Source organism: Pelovirga sp. C15f (assembly GCF_057178085.1).
In genome coordinates this window covers 773865-791853 of record NZ_JBXUCV010000001.1, presented here as the reverse complement: position 1 = coordinate 791853, position 17989 = coordinate 773865, and the positions used below count along the sequence as shown (strand labels likewise).

The window sequence follows — 17989 nt, the reverse complement described above, 5'->3', positions numbered from 1 at the left end:
TCAAAAAGGAGAAAATTATGAACGGACAGAAAACCTACATGACTACAGAAGAATTGGCAACACGTTTACGTTATGACGCACGCTACATCCGGAGTGCTCTCAAAGATGCAGTTTTTCTTGAAGGCATTCACTATATTCGCCCATTCGGCCGGCGACGGGTCCTCTACATCTGGGAACAAATTGAACAGGATATGGTCATGGCATCAGCAGAGCAAATTCCAGCCATCCCTATGGCAAACGGAGGTATTTTCAATGGGTAAAGTCAGAGTAAGAAAGGAAACGGGAAAGCTCCAGTTTGATTTCTTCTATCAAGGCTATCGGTGCCGAGAGCAAACCCTGCTTCCCGATTCCCCAGACAATCGTAAAAAACTGGAAACATTCATGTCTCAGATAGACCGGGAAATAAAGAACGGCACGTTTCAGTACGAAAAGTACTTTCCCAGCAGCAGCAATCTCGAAAAGTTGAAACAGGACAGCTCAGTTGCTGCCGCAGAGCTTCATTCGGTTTGTGGTGATATACCTGTATTGAATGTTTTTGCCGAAGAATGGTTTGAAGAAAATCTGGTGCGCTGGAAACGGTCTCATCAGGAAACGGTTCGGGGCATCCTTGATAAGCATTTGCTTCCACGTTTTGGTGAAATGAACGTCAGCTGCATCACCAAAGGTGACATCCTCAAATTCCGATCCTCACTCGCCAAAGTTGTTATCGGAAAAAAGACGGGGTTATCGCCTATGCGGATCAATCACATCATGACGTCTTTACGTATGATTTTGAATGATGCAGCTGACAGGTTTGATTTTAACACTCCTTTTCGAGGAATCAAACCACTGAGAATTCCAAAAACAGATATTGACCCTTTTACCGTTGATGAAGTTCGGCATTTCTTGAAATTTGTTCGAAAGGATTTTCAGAATTATTACACGGTGCGGTTTTTCTCAGCGATGCGTACCGGTGAAATTGACGGTCTGAAATGGAAATATGTGGATTTTCATCGGCGGGAAATACTGGTCCGTGAAACTCTGGTTCGAATGCGCGAAGAGAGTACCAAAACGCCCGGATCTATTCGAGAAATCCAGATGTCTGACCTTGTTTACCAGGCACTCAAAAGGCAGTGGGAGGTCACCGGCAATAAAAGTGAATTTGTTTTTTGTAACCGTAATGGCTCTCCCTTTGATCATTGCAACATTACTAAACGCATTTGGTACCCAACCTTGAAAATGCTGGGAATGAAAACACGTCGTCCATATCAGACGCGTCATACCACGGCAACACTTTGGCTTGCTTCCGGAGAAAATCCTGAATGGATTGCCAGGCAGATGGGGCACAGTACCACGGCCATGCTGTTTACGGTTTATTCCCGGTTCGTTCCAAATCTTACCAGAAAAGATGGTTCAGCTTTTGAGAACCTGATAAATGCGCAGATTAATGGAGGTGGAAGTTATGCACAGCATTGAGATGTTGACAGTGAATCAACCGGGAGTTTTTTCCAGCACATTTCGCCTGCGCGATGCCGTTTATTGTGAATCGAGGTACGGTCATCCCTATTTGAAATTTACCATGGAGGACAGCAGTGGATCACTCCCTGCCTATGTCTGGGATGAAAACATCTATCGGGGACTTTATTTTCCCAATTACGCGCTGGTTCAGGTCGATGGGACCACCCGTGTTTTCAATGGGCAGCTGCGAGCATACCTGAGTCGCATCATGCCGGTCCGTGAAAAAAGAGTAGGGGAGGTGCTTCGATTGATTCCTCAGAGTCTTTGCCCAATCCCCAATTTACTATCTGATCTGAAATATGTCCTACGTCAGATCACCATTCCGGTTCTGCAGGACTTTGTCGAGGCGGTGCTGGCGGATGACGGAATTGCCTTTGCTTTTATCTCTGCTCCGGCCAGCTTGCGTCATCACCACAATTACCCTGGTGGCCTGCTGCATCATAGCCTTGACAGTGTTCAGATGCTGGAACGCCATCGGGAATTTCCCCGGGACAGTTATGAACTGGGCATCGTCGCCATGCTGTTTCATGATATTGGGAAAATCATGACCATGACCAATTTGATGACGCGTACCTCCCTGGGCAGCTGTATGGATCATGACAAGTTAACCCTGGAGGTTCTCTCACCCTATCTGCGCAGGATGGAGCAACAGTGGGCACAAGGAGCGCAGGAGTTGCGTTATCTGCTGACCTGGAAAATCAACAAGCCGGTCCCCAAGTACGACATGGCTGATCTGGTGGCCTGTTGTGATCGCTTGAGTGCCGGGCTTGATATGCAGATGGCCAACAAAGCCCCATCTGTCAGTCATGCTTGCTGAACACCCAGATGATTCCGGTAACGTTACGGTAGCGTTATCACTGTAACGTTACCGGTACGCAAGGAGAACAGAATGAAAGCACCAATTACGCTGGAAGTAGTCCAGCAGGCGATTGAAACATTACAAGAACAAGGGGAACGCATCAGTCGTCGCAATGTCCTGGCCATCACCGGTGGCGGCATGTCAACGGTGCACAGACTGATGAACCAGGTGGAAGAGATCGATGCACAAAAAGCCCTGGCATCCACCACCGGATTGTCTGCTTCTCTGCTGGCGGCCATCAACACCGAGATCACAAATAGAATCAGCCAAAACACCCAGCTGTTACATGATCAGATCCAGGGATTGAAACGGCGTGAACAGGAAGCCCTTGACTCTTTGGCGCTGATGGAAGATCAGGTTGAGAGACTGCTTGCCAGCTTGAAGGAGCTGAGCGAAGAGCGGGATCAGGAACGATCGGAATCAGCCAAAGCGCAGGCGGCTGCCGATCATGCCATCGCTCATCTACAGCAGAGCCTGGTCCAACAGCAGGAAGCTAACCGGCAAGTGCAAGACAAAGCAGAAATGCTTGGGCAGGACAACGCCCGAACAGCACACCAGCTCGCCATGGCAGAAGCACATACCATCAAACTTGAGAAGCAGTGTGACAATCTCCGAACGGAATTGGAACAATCACGGAACCAGTATGCTGATGCCGAAAAACGAGCCGCCGTAGCCAAGCAGAAGGCTGCCGACCTGCGCGAAGCTCTGATGAAAGCGGAGAGCCGGCTTGCTGCTCTGGATGATAGGCTGGAAGGTGTTGCTTGAAAACTAAAACTGGCTGAGAGTAAACTGATCATTAAGCAAAAGGAGATTTAGCGTATGGAGAAAAATGTAGAAGAAGCAGTGGATATGTTTCGATTAGTTATCGATGAATATTTCACATCCGGTGAAATGTCCATTCAGTTTGCGTTCGCTTTCACTTTAATGGCTACGAATTTGATAGCAGATTCAGTCAACCTTGAAGCAAATAAGGAATTCGTAAAACTGTACGAGAACAACAGAGATGGACATCTGGTTCTGTTTCCCAACAATCTTTCGCTTGACCGGCACATCTGGAACCTGAAAAAGCTCAAACAGCAACTTGGTGATTCAGATGATTCTCGAAACACTTTATTATTTATTGGAAATGGAGATGATGATCAGTAACAGCTATTTGGTTAGTACCACACTATCGATAATTGAAAATTTTCAGCACGTTCATCACACCAGATCTCTTACAATCGAATGAACAACTGCGAAGGCTTATGAAAACGAAATTTCAATGCAGGTTTTTCGGTTTTTTTCGGTCACGGTAAAGACCTGCTCCCCTAGTTATCAACCGCACCCCGGCAAAGTGGGGACCGATGCCTCTGACCCTCCCTGATCCCAGGTATTTCTGAATGCCTTCCAGGATGGTGGGGGCACAATCTGCAACTGTTTGGTTTTGAACTGCAGGCCATGGGTGCGGTCGTTGTGCCAGACCCCGGTGCACTCGACATATTCGCCGGGTCTGACAGACGCTGCCGAGCCCACTACCGTGATCAGTTCACGCTGACCACGGACCTTGACCTGGAGAACACAACAGCCCGACTCCTGCGCATGGAAGCTTACCCGTTCAATCGAACGGGCCAGACGTTCCAGGGGATTGTCGGGATGGTGCGCCATCAGTTCAGCGGTTCCAGACAGTCGGGGCTGTCATGACGGGGGTTGTTGATGTTGGTAGAAATCGGGATTGCCTGTAACAGATCAGAAGGGAAGGGGGCGTAGAGGGCTTCAAGCTGTTTTGCCTCGGTGATCTGCCGATCCAGCCACTGGTCGTATTCGGACGCGGACAGAATCACCGGCATCCGGTCGTGAATCTTCGCGACCAGGGTGTTGGCCGCGGTGGTCAGAATGCTACAGCTTTCGATGGTTCCTTCCGCCCCTTTCCAACTGTCCCAGATCCCGGCAAAGGCGAGGGGTGCGCCATCTTTTCGATGAATGTAGCAGGGCTGTTTGCTGCCGTTTTCTTGCCCCCACTCGATAAACCCTGAGGCCGGAATTAAACAGCGGTGATAACGGATCGGATTGCGGAATGATGGTTTTTCATGGGCGGTCTCACTGCGGGCGTTGATCATCTTGTTGCCAATGGCAGGGTCTTTAGCCCAGAGGGGGATCAACCCCCAGCGCAGCATTCCAGCGTATCGGGAGCCGCCACCGTTCTGCCGGATCACCAGTATGTCCTGGGTGGGAGCGATGTTGTAGCGCGGGACGATGGAAGGAACATCCTCGACGCCAAAGTTATGCTGGATTTGGTCCGCGGTTGTGGTGAGTACGAAGCGTCCGCACATGATATCCTCTCCATCATAGTAATGATCAACAAGTTATCACTGTATCAACAGCTAATGTAGATGGAGGCGTTTTCTATCATGCCATCGCCAAGAAAGCTTCTGTCGAGTTGTGAAACATCTTCCGTCACCTGATCATGCGGTCTCGATTGTTGGTGACAGGCATAAAATAAAAAAACCCCTCGTGCGGAGGGGGGGTGCACGAAGGGTTTTTAGGAAGCAATGTTGCCCCTTGATTTGAAGATTACTCCAACTTGGATTGATGGGCAAGAAAAATTCAGCAGAAAAATTCAGCAGAAAAAAAATCAGATCAATCTGCTTCACTTTAGTGACATATTGTGTCATCTAGGCAGCGTATTCTTCGTGGGTAAAAACTGCCGTCAGGAGATCAATATGAAAGCCATTCTACTCGGTCGGGCCGATCAGGTGCCACCGGAAAATCTGAATATCCCCCTGTATCTCGATCGGGTGCCTGCCGGTTTTCCCTCGCCGGCCTCCGACTATTGCGAGCGCAGTCTGGATCTGAATGAGTTGTGTATCACCAAGCCCGCCGCCACCTACTTTGTCCGGGCTTCGGGCGATTCAATGCTTGATGCCGGGATCTTTCCCGGTGATGTGCTGGTGGTTGATCGATCTCTGGAGGCCCGTCATGGCGATGTGGTGATTGCCGAATACGGGGGAGAGTTGACCGTAAAAAGGCTGGAACTCAAACCGACGGTACGGCTGATGCCGATGAACAAGAACTACCTGCCGCTGGTGATTCCCGAAGGGGAGGACCTGCAAATTTTCGGTGTGGTCACCACCGTTATCCATTCCCTGCGCAAACCATGACGGATAAAGTCTTCGCCCTGGTTGACTGCAACAACTTCTACGTCAGTTGCGAGCGGGTCTTCCGTCCCGACCTGAAACAGGTTCCAGTGGCGGTGCTGTCAAACAATGATGGCTGTATCATTGCCCGTAGCCAGGAGGTCAAGGATCTGGGAGTCAAGATGGGAACCCCGGTGTTCAAGGTCAGGGATCTGATCAAAGAACATCAGATCCGCATCTTCTCCAGCAACTATACCCTCTATGGCAACATCTCTACCAGAGTGATGCAGACCCTGGAAACCTTCTCCCCACGGGTTGAAATTTATTCCATTGACGAAGCCTTTCTGGATGTAAGCGGTATCACCCATCTTGAAACCTATGGCCACCAGATCAGACAGACCGTCGGTAAGGACGTGGGTGTTCCCGTGTGCGTCGGTATTGCCCCCACCAAGACCCTGTCTAAACTTGCCAACTATGCAGCCAAGAAATTCAAACGAACCGGTGGTGTTGTGGATCTGTCCGATCCACTACGCCAGCAGCGTTTGCTCGATATCACCCCGGTATCAGAAGTCTGGGGGATAGGTCGTCGTCATACGGAAAGTCTCGCCCACATCGGTATTACCACTGCAGGGCAGTTGGCGCGGATGGATACCCGCTTCATCCGCAAGAAATATTCCGTGGTCATGGCACGTACCGTCATGGAACTGAACGGCGAATCCTGCTTGGATCTGGAAGAGATCACCCCGCCAAAAAAACAGATCGTCTGTTCCCGTTCTTTCGGCGAGAAGATCATCGACAAAAACCAGGTCCGCCAGGCCCTTTGCGAGTTTGCCGCCCGTGCCGCCGCAAAACTCAGAAAAGAGAAACAACGGGCAACCGTCATGACTGCTTTTATCCGCACCAGCCCCTTTGACAAAAACGAACCCTACTACGGCAATGCCGTCACCGGCCGTTTTTTTCAACCCACCTCCGATACCCGGCAGCTGGCCGGTATGGCAACCAATCTGTTTGAGCGGATCTGGAAAGAGGGTCACCGTTACGCCAAGGCCGGTGTCATGCTGGGTGACTTTACCCCCGAACAGCAGATGCAATACCCCTTGTTTGGTCAACCCGACGATACCGACACCGCTGATCGACTCATGTTCGCTATCGATAACATCAATAACACCGGCATTGGCAAGATCTGGTTCGGTGGGCAGCGCCCGAAGAAAGACTGGTACATGAAGCAGGATCTCAAATCACCGGCCTATACGACACGCTGGGAGTGTTTGCCGGTGGTGAGAGGATGAAGTTCGGCGGCGTAAATATTTTTTGAAATATTATTTGTATTAAAACAAAAATATTTATACTTTAGGCGTGTGGAGGAGGACAAAACCATGTCAAAAACTTTATTCGCCTGGGTTGGTGGTCATGATTTTGATGCTGCAGCGGGAAAGGGAGAAGGCCTCGGACCAATCGCTGGGGCCGTTATCGCTGATAGTTTTGATCACATTGCACTGCTGAACAATTACGGACCAGAACGGGACGCTGAAAAATACCGACAGTGGCTTGCGGAGAAATGCGGGAGCCGTATATCGATTTTTCCAGTAAAACTGCCTAGCCCCATCGACTTTGCGGCAATCTACGTTGCCGCAAGAACCCATGTCGAAGCCGTCCGCACATCTGCTAGACAAAAAATCATACCTGTATTTCATCTCAGCCCTGGAACACCGGCGATGGCTGCTGTATGGATCATGCTGGCTAAAGGGCTTTATCCTGACGCATTACTCATCCAGACCTCATTAAGACAGGGCCTGGAATATGTCCAGATGCCTTTCAATATCTTTACGGAGTTCATTCCTGACATTTCCAAAGGCTCTGACAATCGCCTGATACAGCTTAGCGCCGGTGCTGTCTCAGACATGGGGGCGTTTAATGAAATTGTTCACCAGTGCCCCGAAATGAAGACCCTGATCGCGCAGGCGCGCCTTGCCTCACAACGTGACGTTCCCGTACTTATAGAAGGGGAAACGGGTACCGGTAAAGAACTGTTTGCCCGAGCAATTCACAAAGAAAGTCCGCGCACAAACAGGCCGTTCATTGCCGTGAACTGCGGAGCAATACCTCACGAACTTTTTGAATCTGAGTTTTTCGGGCACAAAAAGGGGGCTTTTACCGGAGCTGACCAGGATTATGCCGGCTATTTCGAACAGGCCAACGGGGGAACCTTGTTTTTGGATGAAGTCGGTGAGATGCCCCTTGCGGCGCAAGTCAAGATACTGCGTACTCTCAACGATGGAAAAATTCGGCGACTTAAAGACCCCCTCGAAAGAGGGGTGGATGTCAGAATCATCGCTGCTACGAATCGCAATCTGATGACAGAAATGATCGAAAGAAATTTCCGCGAAGATCTATTTTACAGACTCGCCGTAATCATACTCAGGCTTCCACCACTTAGAGAGCGACATGGCGACCTCAGTCTACTTTTGGACGCAATTCTCAAGCAGGTGAACGACAAACTATCCAGTGGACCAAACTACAAGCACAAGAGATTTTCTGTTAATGCAAAAAAGATTATGGTTCATCACGATTGGCCTGGAAATGCTAGAGAGATGTTAAACACTATCATGAGAATCTGCGTATGGTCTCAGGACAGCGTGATTGAGGAAAAAGATGTAAGTACGGCACTTCTGTCTAACCCATCAAAACAAAATGATGATATCCTCCAAAAAAACCTGGGGGGAGATTTCAAACTCCAAGAAATTCTAGACATTACCTCATCTCACTATCTACGCCGTGCCCTCAAAGAAGCCGGTGGTAACAAAAGCAAAGCAGCTAAACTGCTAGGCTTGCCAAACTATCAGACCCTTTCCAATTGGATGACCAAGCTAAACATTGAAGTCTGATTGGCACGTCAATTGCTGATACTGGGGGGCATGAGCACAGAAATCATGACATCACAAAATTTTGAATTCCTGCGGGAGGGGGCTCCCGAACTGGCCGATCTGGGTGGCTTTGCAGAAACCTATCTGCATAGCGACCCGGCCAGCGCGGTAGCAAAGATGAGACTTTTCGCTGAGCAGGCTGTCGAGCGAATCTATCAAAGCAAGCAACTGCCGAAACCCTACCAGTCCAAGTTTGTTGATCTGTTGACCAACGGATCTTTCATCGCAATGGTGCCGAAGGTCGTCCTCGACAAAATTCACCTGCTCAGAAAAATCGGCAACCGTGGAGTGCACGGCGAGCCCATCAGCGTGAAAGAATCGGTGGAATGCCTCCGCGATTGCTTCGATCTCGGTTGCTGGCTGCATCTTGTCCTTGGCCACATCAGCAAAGCCAGTTTGCCAACCTACGCACCGGTCCCAGTTGTTCACCAGCCTGTAGGCACTAAGGCAAAGGCCAGTAAAGAGGCGTTGCGGAAACTCCAGGCACAAGAGGGACAGATGAGGCTCCTGCTCGACGAACTGGAGCAGCAGCGGGCTGCGGTCAAAACAGCAGAAAAGAAAAGTGAAGAGCTGGCTGCCTTGCTCCATGAAGGCAAAAAAGCCGCTGATGCCCTGCAGTTTGACGAAGAGACAACCCGTCATCGCCTGATTGACGTGATGCTTGCCGAAGCCGGTTGGGATGTGGGTGCTAAAGGTATCAGCACGGCGGAAGTGGTGCAGGAAGAGGAAGTTCCCTACCAACCGACGAATAGCGGATTTGGCTATGCCGATTATGTCCTGCGAGAAGACAACGGCAAGGCGTTAGCGGTGATTGAGGCCAAGAAGACTTCCAAAGATCCAAACATTGGGCGTAAGCAAGCGCAACTTTATGCCGATGGCATTGAGAAAAATGAAGGTCAGCGCCCGCTGATTTTCTACACCAATGGCCACCAGACCTGGCTCTGGGACGATGCCCTAAACTACCCGCCGCGTCAGGTGCATGGTTATTATTCGAAAGACAGCATGCAGTATCACCTTCAGCAGCGGCAGTTACGGCAGAAGCTGGCTGAGCGGCTGCCGAAAAAAGAGATCACCACCCGCCTCTATCAGATTGAAGCGATTAAGCGGGTCTCCGAGCGTTTTGACCAGGGCCACCGTAAGAGCCTGATCGTCCAAGCTACCGGTACCGGCAAAACCCGCGTTGCTGTAGCTCTGACGGATCTGCTGATTCAGGCTGGCTGGGTCAAGCGGGTGCTGTTTCTTTGCGACCGGCGTGAGCTGCGTAAACAGGCCAAGAATGCTTTTGATGATTTTATCGGTGAGCCGACCACCTATGTCACCGCCAGCACCGCCAAAGACCGCACCAAGCGGGTCTACTTTGCCACCTATCCGGCGATGCAGAAGATTTTTACCACCTTCGACGTCGGTTTTTTCGATCTGATTATCGCCGACGAGTCGCACCGCTCTATCTACAACCGCTACCACGAACTGTTTCTCTATTTCGATTGTCTTCAGGTCGGTCTTACCGCCACCCCGGTCGACTTCATTGCCCGTAACACTTTTTGCCTGTTTGGCTGCGAGGAGAAGAACCCCACGGTCTACTACCCGTTGGAGCGTGCCGTCGAAGAGGGGCATCTGGTTCCCTACGAAGTATTCACCCATACTACCAACTTTCTGCGCAAAGGGATCAAGTACGCCGACCTGACCGACGAGCAGAAGCAGCAGCTCGAAGAAGATGGCGAAAACCCGGAAAGTTTCGACGTGGATTCCAATGATGTCGATCGGCAGATCTTCAACAAAGAGACCAACCGGGCAATCCTGCGCAACCTGATGGAAAACGGTCTGCGCGAGGCCACCGGCCAACACCCCGGCAAGAGCATCATTTTTGCCCGCAGCCATAACCACGCAGTGCTGCTGGGGCAGCTGTTTGATGAAATGTATCCCCAGTACGGCGGCAAATTCTGCCAGGTCATCGACAACTACGACCCCCGGGCCGAACAGTTGATCGATGATTTCAAGGAGACCGACGGCAGCAAGGAGCTGACCATCGCCATTTCCGTCGATATGCTCGATACCGGCATCGACGTTCCCTCCGTGGTCAACCTGGTGTTCGCCAAGCCGATCCGCTCCAAGGTCAAGTTCTGGCAGATGATTGGACGCGGCACCCGACTTTGCAAGGATATGTTCGGGCCAGGAAAGGACAAAACCAAGTTCCGAATTTTCGATCACTGGGGCAACTTCGAATTCTTCGAGCAGAACAAGCCCGAGGCCGAAGCTATCCCCGGCAAACCGTTGATGCAGCAGATCTTCGAGGCACGCATTGAGTTAGCAGAAACTGCACTGAACAAAGCCGACCTCGATAGCTTCAAGCTGGCGGTCAAGCTGATCGGTAAAGATATCCATTCTCTGCCGGAAAAAACCATTGCCGTGCGCGAAAAATGGAAAGAGAAGGCCAGCGTTTCTCGACCTGAGGTACTGGAGCAGTTCAAGCCAGCCACCGTGATCATCCTGCGCAACGAGGTCGCTCCGCTGATGCAGTGGATCAAGCTAGCCGGGCATGTTGACGCCTACCACCACGACCTGCTGTTAACCCAGATGAAGTTGGAACTGCTGCGCGAAAGTGGTCGTCTGGGTGATCTGAAGGATCGTCTGCTCGACCGGGTTGCCCTGCTGCAAATGCATCTGAACCCGGTTCAGGAAAAGTTTGCACTGATCAAGCAGATCAAAGCAGCGGATTTCTGGCAGTCTATCACTATTGTTGATCTGGAGCGGGTCCGCACCGAACTGCGCGGCATCATGCATCATCATGATATTGGCGGTGGAGGTGGACGTCCCAATCCCAAAGTGATCGATATCACCGACGGTGACGAAAAGTACCAGCAGCGAAAAACCAGCATCCGCGAAGTCGACATGTCTGTCTATCGCCAGCAGGTCGAAGAAGCACTGCGTGAGCATTTTGACAGTAACCTGACCCTGAAGAAAATCCGCGCCGGGCAGCCGGTCAGCGAGACCGACCTGAACACCCTGGCGTCGTTGATCCTCACCCAGCATCCGGGGGTGGATATCAACCTTCTCAAAGAGTTTTATGAAGAAGCCCAGCCCCTCGACTTTATCCTGCGCCGCATCATCGGCATGGATGCCGCAACGGTCAACCAGCGCTTTGAGCATTTTGTCCAGAAATACCCGAAACTTGGCTCCAACCAGGTTCTGTTCCTGACCATGCTCAAGAACCACATCAGCAAGTACGGCGCAATCGAGCTGGAACGGCTTTACGAACCCCCCTTTACCAAACTCGCCAGCGACGGCGTCGATGGCATTTTTAGCGATGAAAGCCAGATCGATGAACTGATCTGCATTCTTGATACATTCAAGCCCCAAGGAGCAAGAGCAACCCTATGACACGCAGTGAAATGAAATCCAAGGTCGACGCCCTCTGGACCAACTTCTGGACCGGCGGCATCACCAACCCCCTCACCGTGATCGAGCAGATCTCGTTTTTGATGTTCGCCCGTTTGCTCGATATCGGCGAAGCACGGGAGGAGAAAAAAGCCAGCCGCACCGGCAAACCCTTCCGTCGGCGTTTTCCCGATAATGACGAGGGGCAGGCACTGCGCTGGCACCGCTTCAAAAACCTGCCCGCCGAACAGATGTTGCCGCACATCCGCGACAAGGTCTTTCCCCACTTTCGCACGGTTTCTGTCGATGGGGCCAAGTTTGGCGAGTATATGAAGGATGCCCAGTTGATGATCCAGAAAGGGGCGTTGCTGGTGCAGGCGGTCAACATGATCGATGAGCTGCCACTTACCGAGGGGGATACCAAAGGGGATCTCTACGAATACCTGCTCGCCAAGCTGACCACTGCCGGCATTCAGGGGCAGTTTCGTACCCCGCGCCACATTATCAAGCTGATGGTCGAAATGCTCGATCCTAGCCTCGAAGCAGGCGAGACCGTCTGCGACCCGGCCTGTGGCACCGCTGGATTCCTGGTGGAAACCATGCATTACCTGCAAAAGAAATACACCTCTCCCGAGGGGGTATTAAAGGAAGAGGATGGCAGCCTAGTCTACACCGGTGACCTGATGGAAAACTATCGCGAGCATGTCCAGAGGGGTCTGCTGCATGGTTTTGATTTTGATATCACCATGCTGCGCATTGCCGCCATGAACCTGCTGCTGCACGGCATCGACGCGCCAGATATTCACTACCAGGACACCATGAGCGGCGGTTTTTCCGATCGCTTTCCGCAGCACTCCCGCGACGCTTTCAATGTGGTGCTGGCCAATCCGCCCTTCAAGGGGAGCCTCGATTTTGAGGATGTCGACAACAGCCTGCTCGCCAAGGTGAAAACCAAGAAGACCGAGCTTCTGTTTGTTGTACGCATTCTGCAAATGCTCAAAAACGGCGGGCGCTCGGCGACTATCGTACCGGACGGTGTGTTGTTCGGTTCCAGCAAGGCGCATGTCGCTTTGCGGCAGCTGCTGGTCGACCAGAACCAGTTGGAAGCGATCATTTCTCTGCCGAGCGGGGTGTTCAAGCCCTACGCCGGTGTCTCTACCGCGATTCTGGTGTTCACCAAAGGCGGTGAAACCCGCGACGTGTTTTTCTACGACGTGCAGGCCGATGGCTTGTCGTTGGATGACAAGCGTACACCGATTGAAGCCAACGATCTGCCCGATTGCCTGGAGCGGTTCAAAAAGCGTGATCCGAAACAGGATACCGACCGCACCGCCAAAGCTTTCTTCGTGCCGGCGCAAGAGATACGCGACAACAAGTACGACCTGTCGCTGAACCGCTACAAGCAGGATGTTTACGCAGAGGTGCAGTACGAAGCGCCGAAGGTGATTCTGGCGAAGCTGCGTGAACTGGAGAATGAGATTCAGCAGGATTTGGATGAGTTGGAGGGCTTGCTGGGATGAGCACTCTTCAGAAACTATCCTTAGGCGATATCGCTGATGTTATTCGAGGAGTAACATTCAGCCGAGCTGACGGGGAGCCAGCAGGTTCAGAACTTACGGTACCAGTTATTCGTGCCGGAAATGTTCAAGACCGTTTGCTCTTAAATGCCGATTTAGTTTGGGTGCCTAAAGGGAAGGTCTCCAAAAAACAGTTCATCAAGAAAGATGACTTGATAATGTGCACCTCTTCTGGGAGTGCTGACATTGTTGGGAAATGTGCTCGGGCCGAGTCTGATTGGGAAGGAAGTTTCGGTGCTTTTTGTGCAGGAATCCGTGCCAAAAAGAAAGTATGCGAACCCGGTTATTTATTTCATTTTCTAAGGTCTTCTGCCTTTAGAAATTGGAGCAAAAAATCTGGTGGCGCAAATATTAAAAATATTCGGAAAAGTGAACTAGAAGAATTTGAAATCCCTCTTCCCCCACTCCCCGAACAGCGCCGCATCGCCGCCATCCTCGACAAGGCAGACGCCATCCGGCGCAAGCGGCAGCAAGCCATCCGCCTGACCGAGGACTTCCTCCGCGCCGTCTTCCTCGACATGTTCGGCGACCCGGTCACGAATCCGATGGGGTGGGAGGTGAGGCCGATAGGCGAGATTACATTTATCGATGCTCCCATGGTTGAACCACGCGAGGAGCAATACCAGGATCTTTTGCACATTGGGCCAGATCGCATCGAAAAGGCTACAGGCAGACTAATGCCAGCAAAATCAGCGAAGGAGGACGGGCTGATTAGCGGGAAGTTTCTTTTCGATGAAAGACATGTTCTTTATTCGAAAATAAGGCCTTTACTACGTAAAGTAGCTCTTCCTGGATTTTCCGGTCTCTGTAGCGCAGATGTTTATCCCGTAAGGGTAGACGACGAGCTTATGACAAAGGAATTCCTTTGGTACCTCCTGCTGTCGGACTCGTTCTTGAATTACACCCAAACTCTTTCGTCAAGAGCGAATATTCCGAAAATTAATAGGAAGGAATTTGCTGCTTACCCTTGTTGTTTGCCACCGTTATCGATGCAAAAAGAGTTTTCAAAGAGGCTGGCCTCAACAATAGCGGCAATTGAAAAGCTTCTTTCGAATCAAGAGGAAATAGAAAACCTTTTCAACTCCCTCGTCCAGCGCGCCTTCCGAGGAGAGCTTTAGTAAAAATGAGGAGCAGAGGGAACATATTTCAAAAGATACGAGTGAAATAGCCTATCAACTGGAGGAGGGATCAAATGAAACTCAAATCATTTCAAGTAGCACATTTTCGTTCGGTTAAAGATTCTGGTCTCATCGATGCGGAAGAGGTGACCTGTCTTGTAGGGAAAAACGAATCTGGCAAAACAGCTTTGCTGGATGCGCTCTATCGGTTAAATCCAATCAACCCAGAAGATGGCAAGTTCAATCCTACGGATGATTATCCCAGGGCCGAGGTAGACGATTATCAATATGATGTGGAACAGGGGCGACGTGATCCGGCAATTGTGATTCGCGCTCATTTCGAGCTGGCAGATGCCGATCTTGAAAAAATCGAACAGGATTATCCCAATGAGATTTTATCCTCACGTGAGCTTGAGCTGTCCAAGGGCTATGACAATACCTTGTATTTCAATCTTGCGGTTTCAGAAGAAAAAGTTGTATCGCACCTCATTGCAGCACATCTCCCCCAAGACACGGCAACTGAAGCAAAAAAGTGTAAATCCCTCAAAGATCTCAGCGCATTTGTCGTGAGTGTAGAGGAAGAGGGTAAGCAGGAAGATGTTTCTCAGATCAAAAAGGCTGTAGCTGAGATAGAAAAGGCCGGAGGAGTTAGCAAGTTTATTTATCAAAAATATGTGAAGCAACATGTCCCGAAATTTCTATATTTTGACGAATACTACCAGATGCGCGGACAGGAGAATCTGAATGCTCTCAAAGGCAGAAGGGATAGTGAAGCTCTCAAAGACGCAGATCGGCCCCTTCTCGGCTTACTGAAGCATGCACGTATCGATTTGGATAGGGCACTGACAGCCACGAACACTCAGGACTTGAAGAACAAACTTGAGGGGGCTGGCAATCGTTTAACGAGAAATCTGCTTACCTACTGGTCGCAAAACAATCATCTTCAGATTCGTTTCGATGTGCGGGAAGCAAAACCAGAAGACCCCGAAGGCATGCAGAGTGGAATCAATCTTTGGGCTGAAATCTATGACACGAAACATCTGGCGACCACCCCAATGGGGCGCAGGTCTCGTGGGTTTGTATGGTTCTTTTCTTTCCTGGCTTACTTCGGGCAACAGAAAGAGGAGTACGATACTCCTCTCATTTTATTGCTAGACGAACCGGGACTTTCCCTTCATGCCAAGGCTCAGGCTGATCTCCTTGATTATATTGAAGAAGAACTACGGCCTGGTCATCAGGTAATATATACGACACATTCCCCGTTCTTGGTTGATTCTTCACATTTTGAGAGGGTTCGCCTTGTTCAGGATAACGGGATGGAAACAGACGCCATCAACCCTGAAGGTGAAGGGACAAAAGTGACTCGTGATGTCCTGACAGTGAACGATGACACCCTGTTTCCATTACAGGGGGCGCTAGGTTACGAAATTCATCAAACTCTTTTTGTCGGTCCCAATACCCTTGTCGTTGAAGGCCCCTCCGATCTGATCTACCTGAAAACCATGTCTGCCTTGCTTGAGCAAAAGGGAAAGACGGCGCTTTCAGAAAAATGGACGATTACCCCGGCAGGCGGCGCTGGAAAAATCCCAGTATTTGTCTCTTTGTTAGGCAGTCAAAAGCGGATGAATATTGCCACGCTAATGGACTATGACCCACATACTGATTCTGTAACGCAGCAGTTGATAAAACAAAAAATCCTGCGTCAGAAATGCCTTTTGACCTTCGCGCAATATGTAGATGCAGATGAGGCCGACTTAGAAGATCTTTTTGATCGGGAGTTTTATCTCCATCTGGTGAATCAGGAATTCGAAAAAGCGATTTCTCTAGACGACCTTAAGTCTAATGTAAAAAGAGTGCTTGTGGCGCTGAGGCCATCTTTCGGCGGTAAGAGCTTTAACCATTATCGCCCTGCACGGTATTTCTCGGAGCATTTGGGTGAGCTTCAAGAACAGATTTCTGATGAAGTTATTGATCGGTTCGAAAAGATTTTTTCCGATTTGAACTGTTTGCTGAAATAGGGAGGTAGCATGCCGACGAACAAAAAAGTCACAAGTAAAAAAGCTGCCAGTAGTGCATCCAAAACATTGCGCTCTAGCAATACGGGATCATTATCCAAAAAAGCCGCAGGGAGTGCATTGAGTCAAACCAAGGAGCCAGTAAAGCAGACCAGCTCTAAGGCCGCAAGCGCAGCGTCGAAAACCCTCCAGGATGGACGCACGAGCAAAACTTCGAAGTCGGCTGCAGGGTCGGCCTTGTCGCAAACACCGAAGCGGATGAAATAATTGAAGTTATCAATGTGATCCATCTGCATACCAGCAAACTGTTCGGTGATGACCTGATCAAGGCCGGTTATACCCTTCCCGCTGAATCAGGCGGGAATCACACTTGGCACTGGTACGCCCACCGCATTACATTGCTGCGGAAAAAATGCGTCATCGTCATGGAAGAGTCCAGTCGTTACGCTCTGTTTTTTTCGACACTAAAAAAATCGGATCTCTCCGGATTCGATCAACTGTTACGCTCGCGGATCATTGCTGAAGCAAGCTGGCTGTGTAATCTGCCTGCTGCCCAGCGGGAAAAACTGATTTCTGCGGTCACCAGGAAATGCGCATCGGTCTATTGTTCTCAAGGACTTAACCGAAGTGTTCAGGCGCACATCCGCCAGGTGGCCGATGAAGTTGAGTATCTCGATAAGTATCGGTTCGAACGCCTGCCCGAATCGACAGAAGAGGTGTTCGCTATGGGGAACATGATCAACGACACTTTGCGCAAGTATGGTGGTGGCGACAAGGATTATTTCTACCCGCAAAAGAAATGGCGCGACTCACTGTTGGCCCTGCTGGAACTGCAGGACAGGTCAAATGTGGTGAACCTGGCGGACTTCATAAAGGGACGTACCAACTCCTGATAAGGTTGTCATGGTGTTGACGCCTTTCAGCTATTCAATAAGAAAATTTGCAGATTCACAAAATATTTTACTGTATTGGAATTGGCCCTGTCTTTGATAGCTGAAATCTTCAACGATAACAGTGGCTTTTTCTGCTAAATGGACTTGGCACGTCTCTCGCTATAGACCACAACATGTATAGGTTGCTATAGCGTATTGCTCGAAAACGAAAATGAAAACATCTTCTCAGGAGAAACTATTTATGCACTACCCCCTAAACCGAATTCAGGCCGGCGAGTTGCTGATCGAGCTACGCAAACGCCAAGGATTCTCCCAGGGAGACATAGCTGCCCGTCTCGGGTATCAGAACGTGAACTTTATTTCTATGATTGAGCGGTGTCGATCAAGGGTCCCTATCGATCGTTTTGCAGATTTCGTTCAGGCTTATGGAGCAAACCCTGAAGAAACTCTGGTTTTGTTCCGTTCCCTCTGGCCTGAGCTTTGGCAGGCTGTTTGCCACCTTGAGAAGGTATGTGGACCTCTACTTCAATCCTTCGGTTTTGAGAAGGCACACGAAGTGTGCAGGCGTAACGTGGATGTCGACCTATTTGCTCAAACAGTAACCCTTGCCGGCTGAGA

At 50.3% G+C, this 17989-nt stretch carries 17 protein-coding genes; 14 read left to right on the top strand and 3 right to left on the bottom strand.

The window, feature by feature from the left end; genetic code table 11:
* Window positions 1-17: 17 nt before the first annotated feature.
* The 5 genes from AC1931_RS03720 (at window position 18) to AC1931_RS03700 (ending at window position 3502) form a co-directional block, all read left to right on the top strand.
* Window positions 18-260 carry a hypothetical protein gene (locus AC1931_RS03720; protein WP_483875883.1) on the top strand — a complete coding sequence of 81 codons (243 nt, stop codon included), beginning with the start codon at window positions 18-20 and terminating at the stop codon, window positions 258-260.
* Complete coding sequence (locus AC1931_RS03715) at window positions 253-1455, top strand: Arm DNA-binding domain-containing protein (RefSeq protein ID WP_483875882.1); 1203 nt, start codon at window positions 253-255, stop codon at window positions 1453-1455. The genes AC1931_RS03720 and AC1931_RS03715 overlap by 8 nt, the downstream gene beginning before the upstream one ends.
* Complete coding sequence (locus AC1931_RS03710) at window positions 1442-2314, top strand: hypothetical protein (RefSeq protein WP_483875881.1); 873 nt, start codon at window positions 1442-1444, stop codon at window positions 2312-2314. Before AC1931_RS03715 ends, AC1931_RS03710 begins: the two co-directional genes overlap by 14 nt.
* A 72-nt stretch (window positions 2315-2386) precedes the next feature.
* On the top strand, window positions 2387-3121 hold the full coding sequence (locus AC1931_RS03705) for a DNA-binding protein (protein WP_483875880.1): 735 nt from the start codon (window positions 2387-2389) through the stop codon (window positions 3119-3121).
* Window positions 3122-3175: 54 nt separating this feature from the next.
* Window positions 3176-3502, top strand: coding sequence for a hypothetical protein (locus AC1931_RS03700; protein WP_483875879.1), 327 nt, complete (start codon window positions 3176-3178; stop codon window positions 3500-3502).
* Between the two features lie 168 nt (window positions 3503-3670).
* Here the strand turns inward: AC1931_RS03700 and AC1931_RS03695 are convergent, their stop codons facing one another.
* Both AC1931_RS03695 and AC1931_RS03690 read right to left on the bottom strand, forming a co-directional pair.
* Complete coding sequence (locus AC1931_RS03695) at window positions 3671-4000, bottom strand: YrrC family ATP-dependent DNA helicase (protein WP_483875878.1); 330 nt, start codon at window positions 3998-4000, stop codon at window positions 3671-3673.
* Window positions 4000-4665: an SOS response-associated peptidase gene (locus tag AC1931_RS03690; RefSeq protein ID WP_483875877.1), complete on the bottom strand. Its 666-nt coding sequence runs from the start codon at window positions 4663-4665 to the stop codon at window positions 4000-4002. The genes AC1931_RS03695 and AC1931_RS03690 overlap by 1 nt, the downstream gene beginning before the upstream one ends.
* A gap of 390 nt (window positions 4666-5055) precedes the next feature.
* Between AC1931_RS03690 and umuD the strand changes: the two genes are divergently transcribed.
* The 7 genes from umuD to AC1931_RS03655 all read left to right on the top strand — a co-directional run bounded on the left by umuD (window position 5056) and on the right by AC1931_RS03655 (window position 16481).
* Complete coding sequence (umuD, locus tag AC1931_RS03685; RefSeq protein ID WP_483875876.1) at window positions 5056-5493, top strand: translesion error-prone DNA polymerase V autoproteolytic subunit; 438 nt, start codon at window positions 5056-5058, stop codon at window positions 5491-5493.
* A complete protein-coding gene (gene umuC, locus AC1931_RS03680) occupies window positions 5490-6758 on the top strand; it encodes a translesion error-prone DNA polymerase V subunit UmuC (RefSeq protein WP_483875875.1) in 1269 nt (422 codons plus the stop codon). The genes umuD and umuC overlap by 4 nt, the downstream gene beginning before the upstream one ends.
* Before the next feature lie 87 nt (window positions 6759-6845).
* Window positions 6846-8354: a sigma-54 interaction domain-containing protein gene (locus AC1931_RS03675; RefSeq protein ID WP_483875874.1), complete on the top strand. Its 1509-nt coding sequence runs from the start codon at window positions 6846-6848 to the stop codon at window positions 8352-8354.
* A gap of 45 nt (window positions 8355-8399) precedes the next feature.
* The gene (locus AC1931_RS03670) at window positions 8400-11771 is read left to right on the top strand and encodes a DEAD/DEAH box helicase family protein (RefSeq protein ID WP_483875873.1); all 3372 of its coding nucleotides are present in this window, start codon (window positions 8400-8402) and stop codon (window positions 11769-11771) included.
* Window positions 11768-13288, top strand: a complete 1521-nt coding sequence (locus AC1931_RS03665) for a type I restriction-modification system subunit M (RefSeq protein ID WP_483875872.1) — start codon at window positions 11768-11770, stop codon at window positions 13286-13288. The genes AC1931_RS03670 and AC1931_RS03665 overlap by 4 nt, the downstream gene beginning before the upstream one ends.
* Window positions 13285-14463 (top strand): restriction endonuclease subunit S, encoded by a 1179-nt coding sequence (locus AC1931_RS03660; protein WP_483875871.1) that lies wholly within the window; start codon window positions 13285-13287, stop codon window positions 14461-14463. Before AC1931_RS03665 ends, AC1931_RS03660 begins: the two co-directional genes overlap by 4 nt.
* Before the next feature lie 74 nt (window positions 14464-14537).
* Window positions 14538-16481 carry an AAA family ATPase gene (locus tag AC1931_RS03655; protein ID WP_483875870.1) on the top strand — a complete coding sequence of 648 codons (1944 nt, stop codon included), beginning with the start codon at window positions 14538-14540 and terminating at the stop codon, window positions 16479-16481.
* A gap of 122 nt (window positions 16482-16603) precedes the next feature.
* Here AC1931_RS03655 and AC1931_RS03650 read toward each other — a convergent pair whose 3' ends face one another.
* A complete protein-coding gene (locus tag AC1931_RS03650; protein ID WP_483875869.1) occupies window positions 16604-16768 on the bottom strand; it encodes a hypothetical protein in 165 nt (54 codons plus the stop codon).
* Here AC1931_RS03650 and AC1931_RS03645 point away from each other — a divergent pair.
* Window positions 16760-17371, top strand: a complete 612-nt coding sequence (locus AC1931_RS03645; RefSeq protein ID WP_483875868.1) for a DUF6933 domain-containing protein — start codon at window positions 16760-16762, stop codon at window positions 17369-17371. The two genes, AC1931_RS03650 and AC1931_RS03645, sit on opposite strands and share 9 nt — an antisense overlap.
* A gap of 241 nt (window positions 17372-17612) precedes the next feature.
* Entirely contained in the window at window positions 17613-17987 is a 375-nt protein-coding gene (locus AC1931_RS03640) for a helix-turn-helix domain-containing protein (RefSeq protein ID WP_483875867.1), read from the top strand.
* The last annotated feature ends 2 nt before the right edge of the window (window positions 17988-17989 follow it).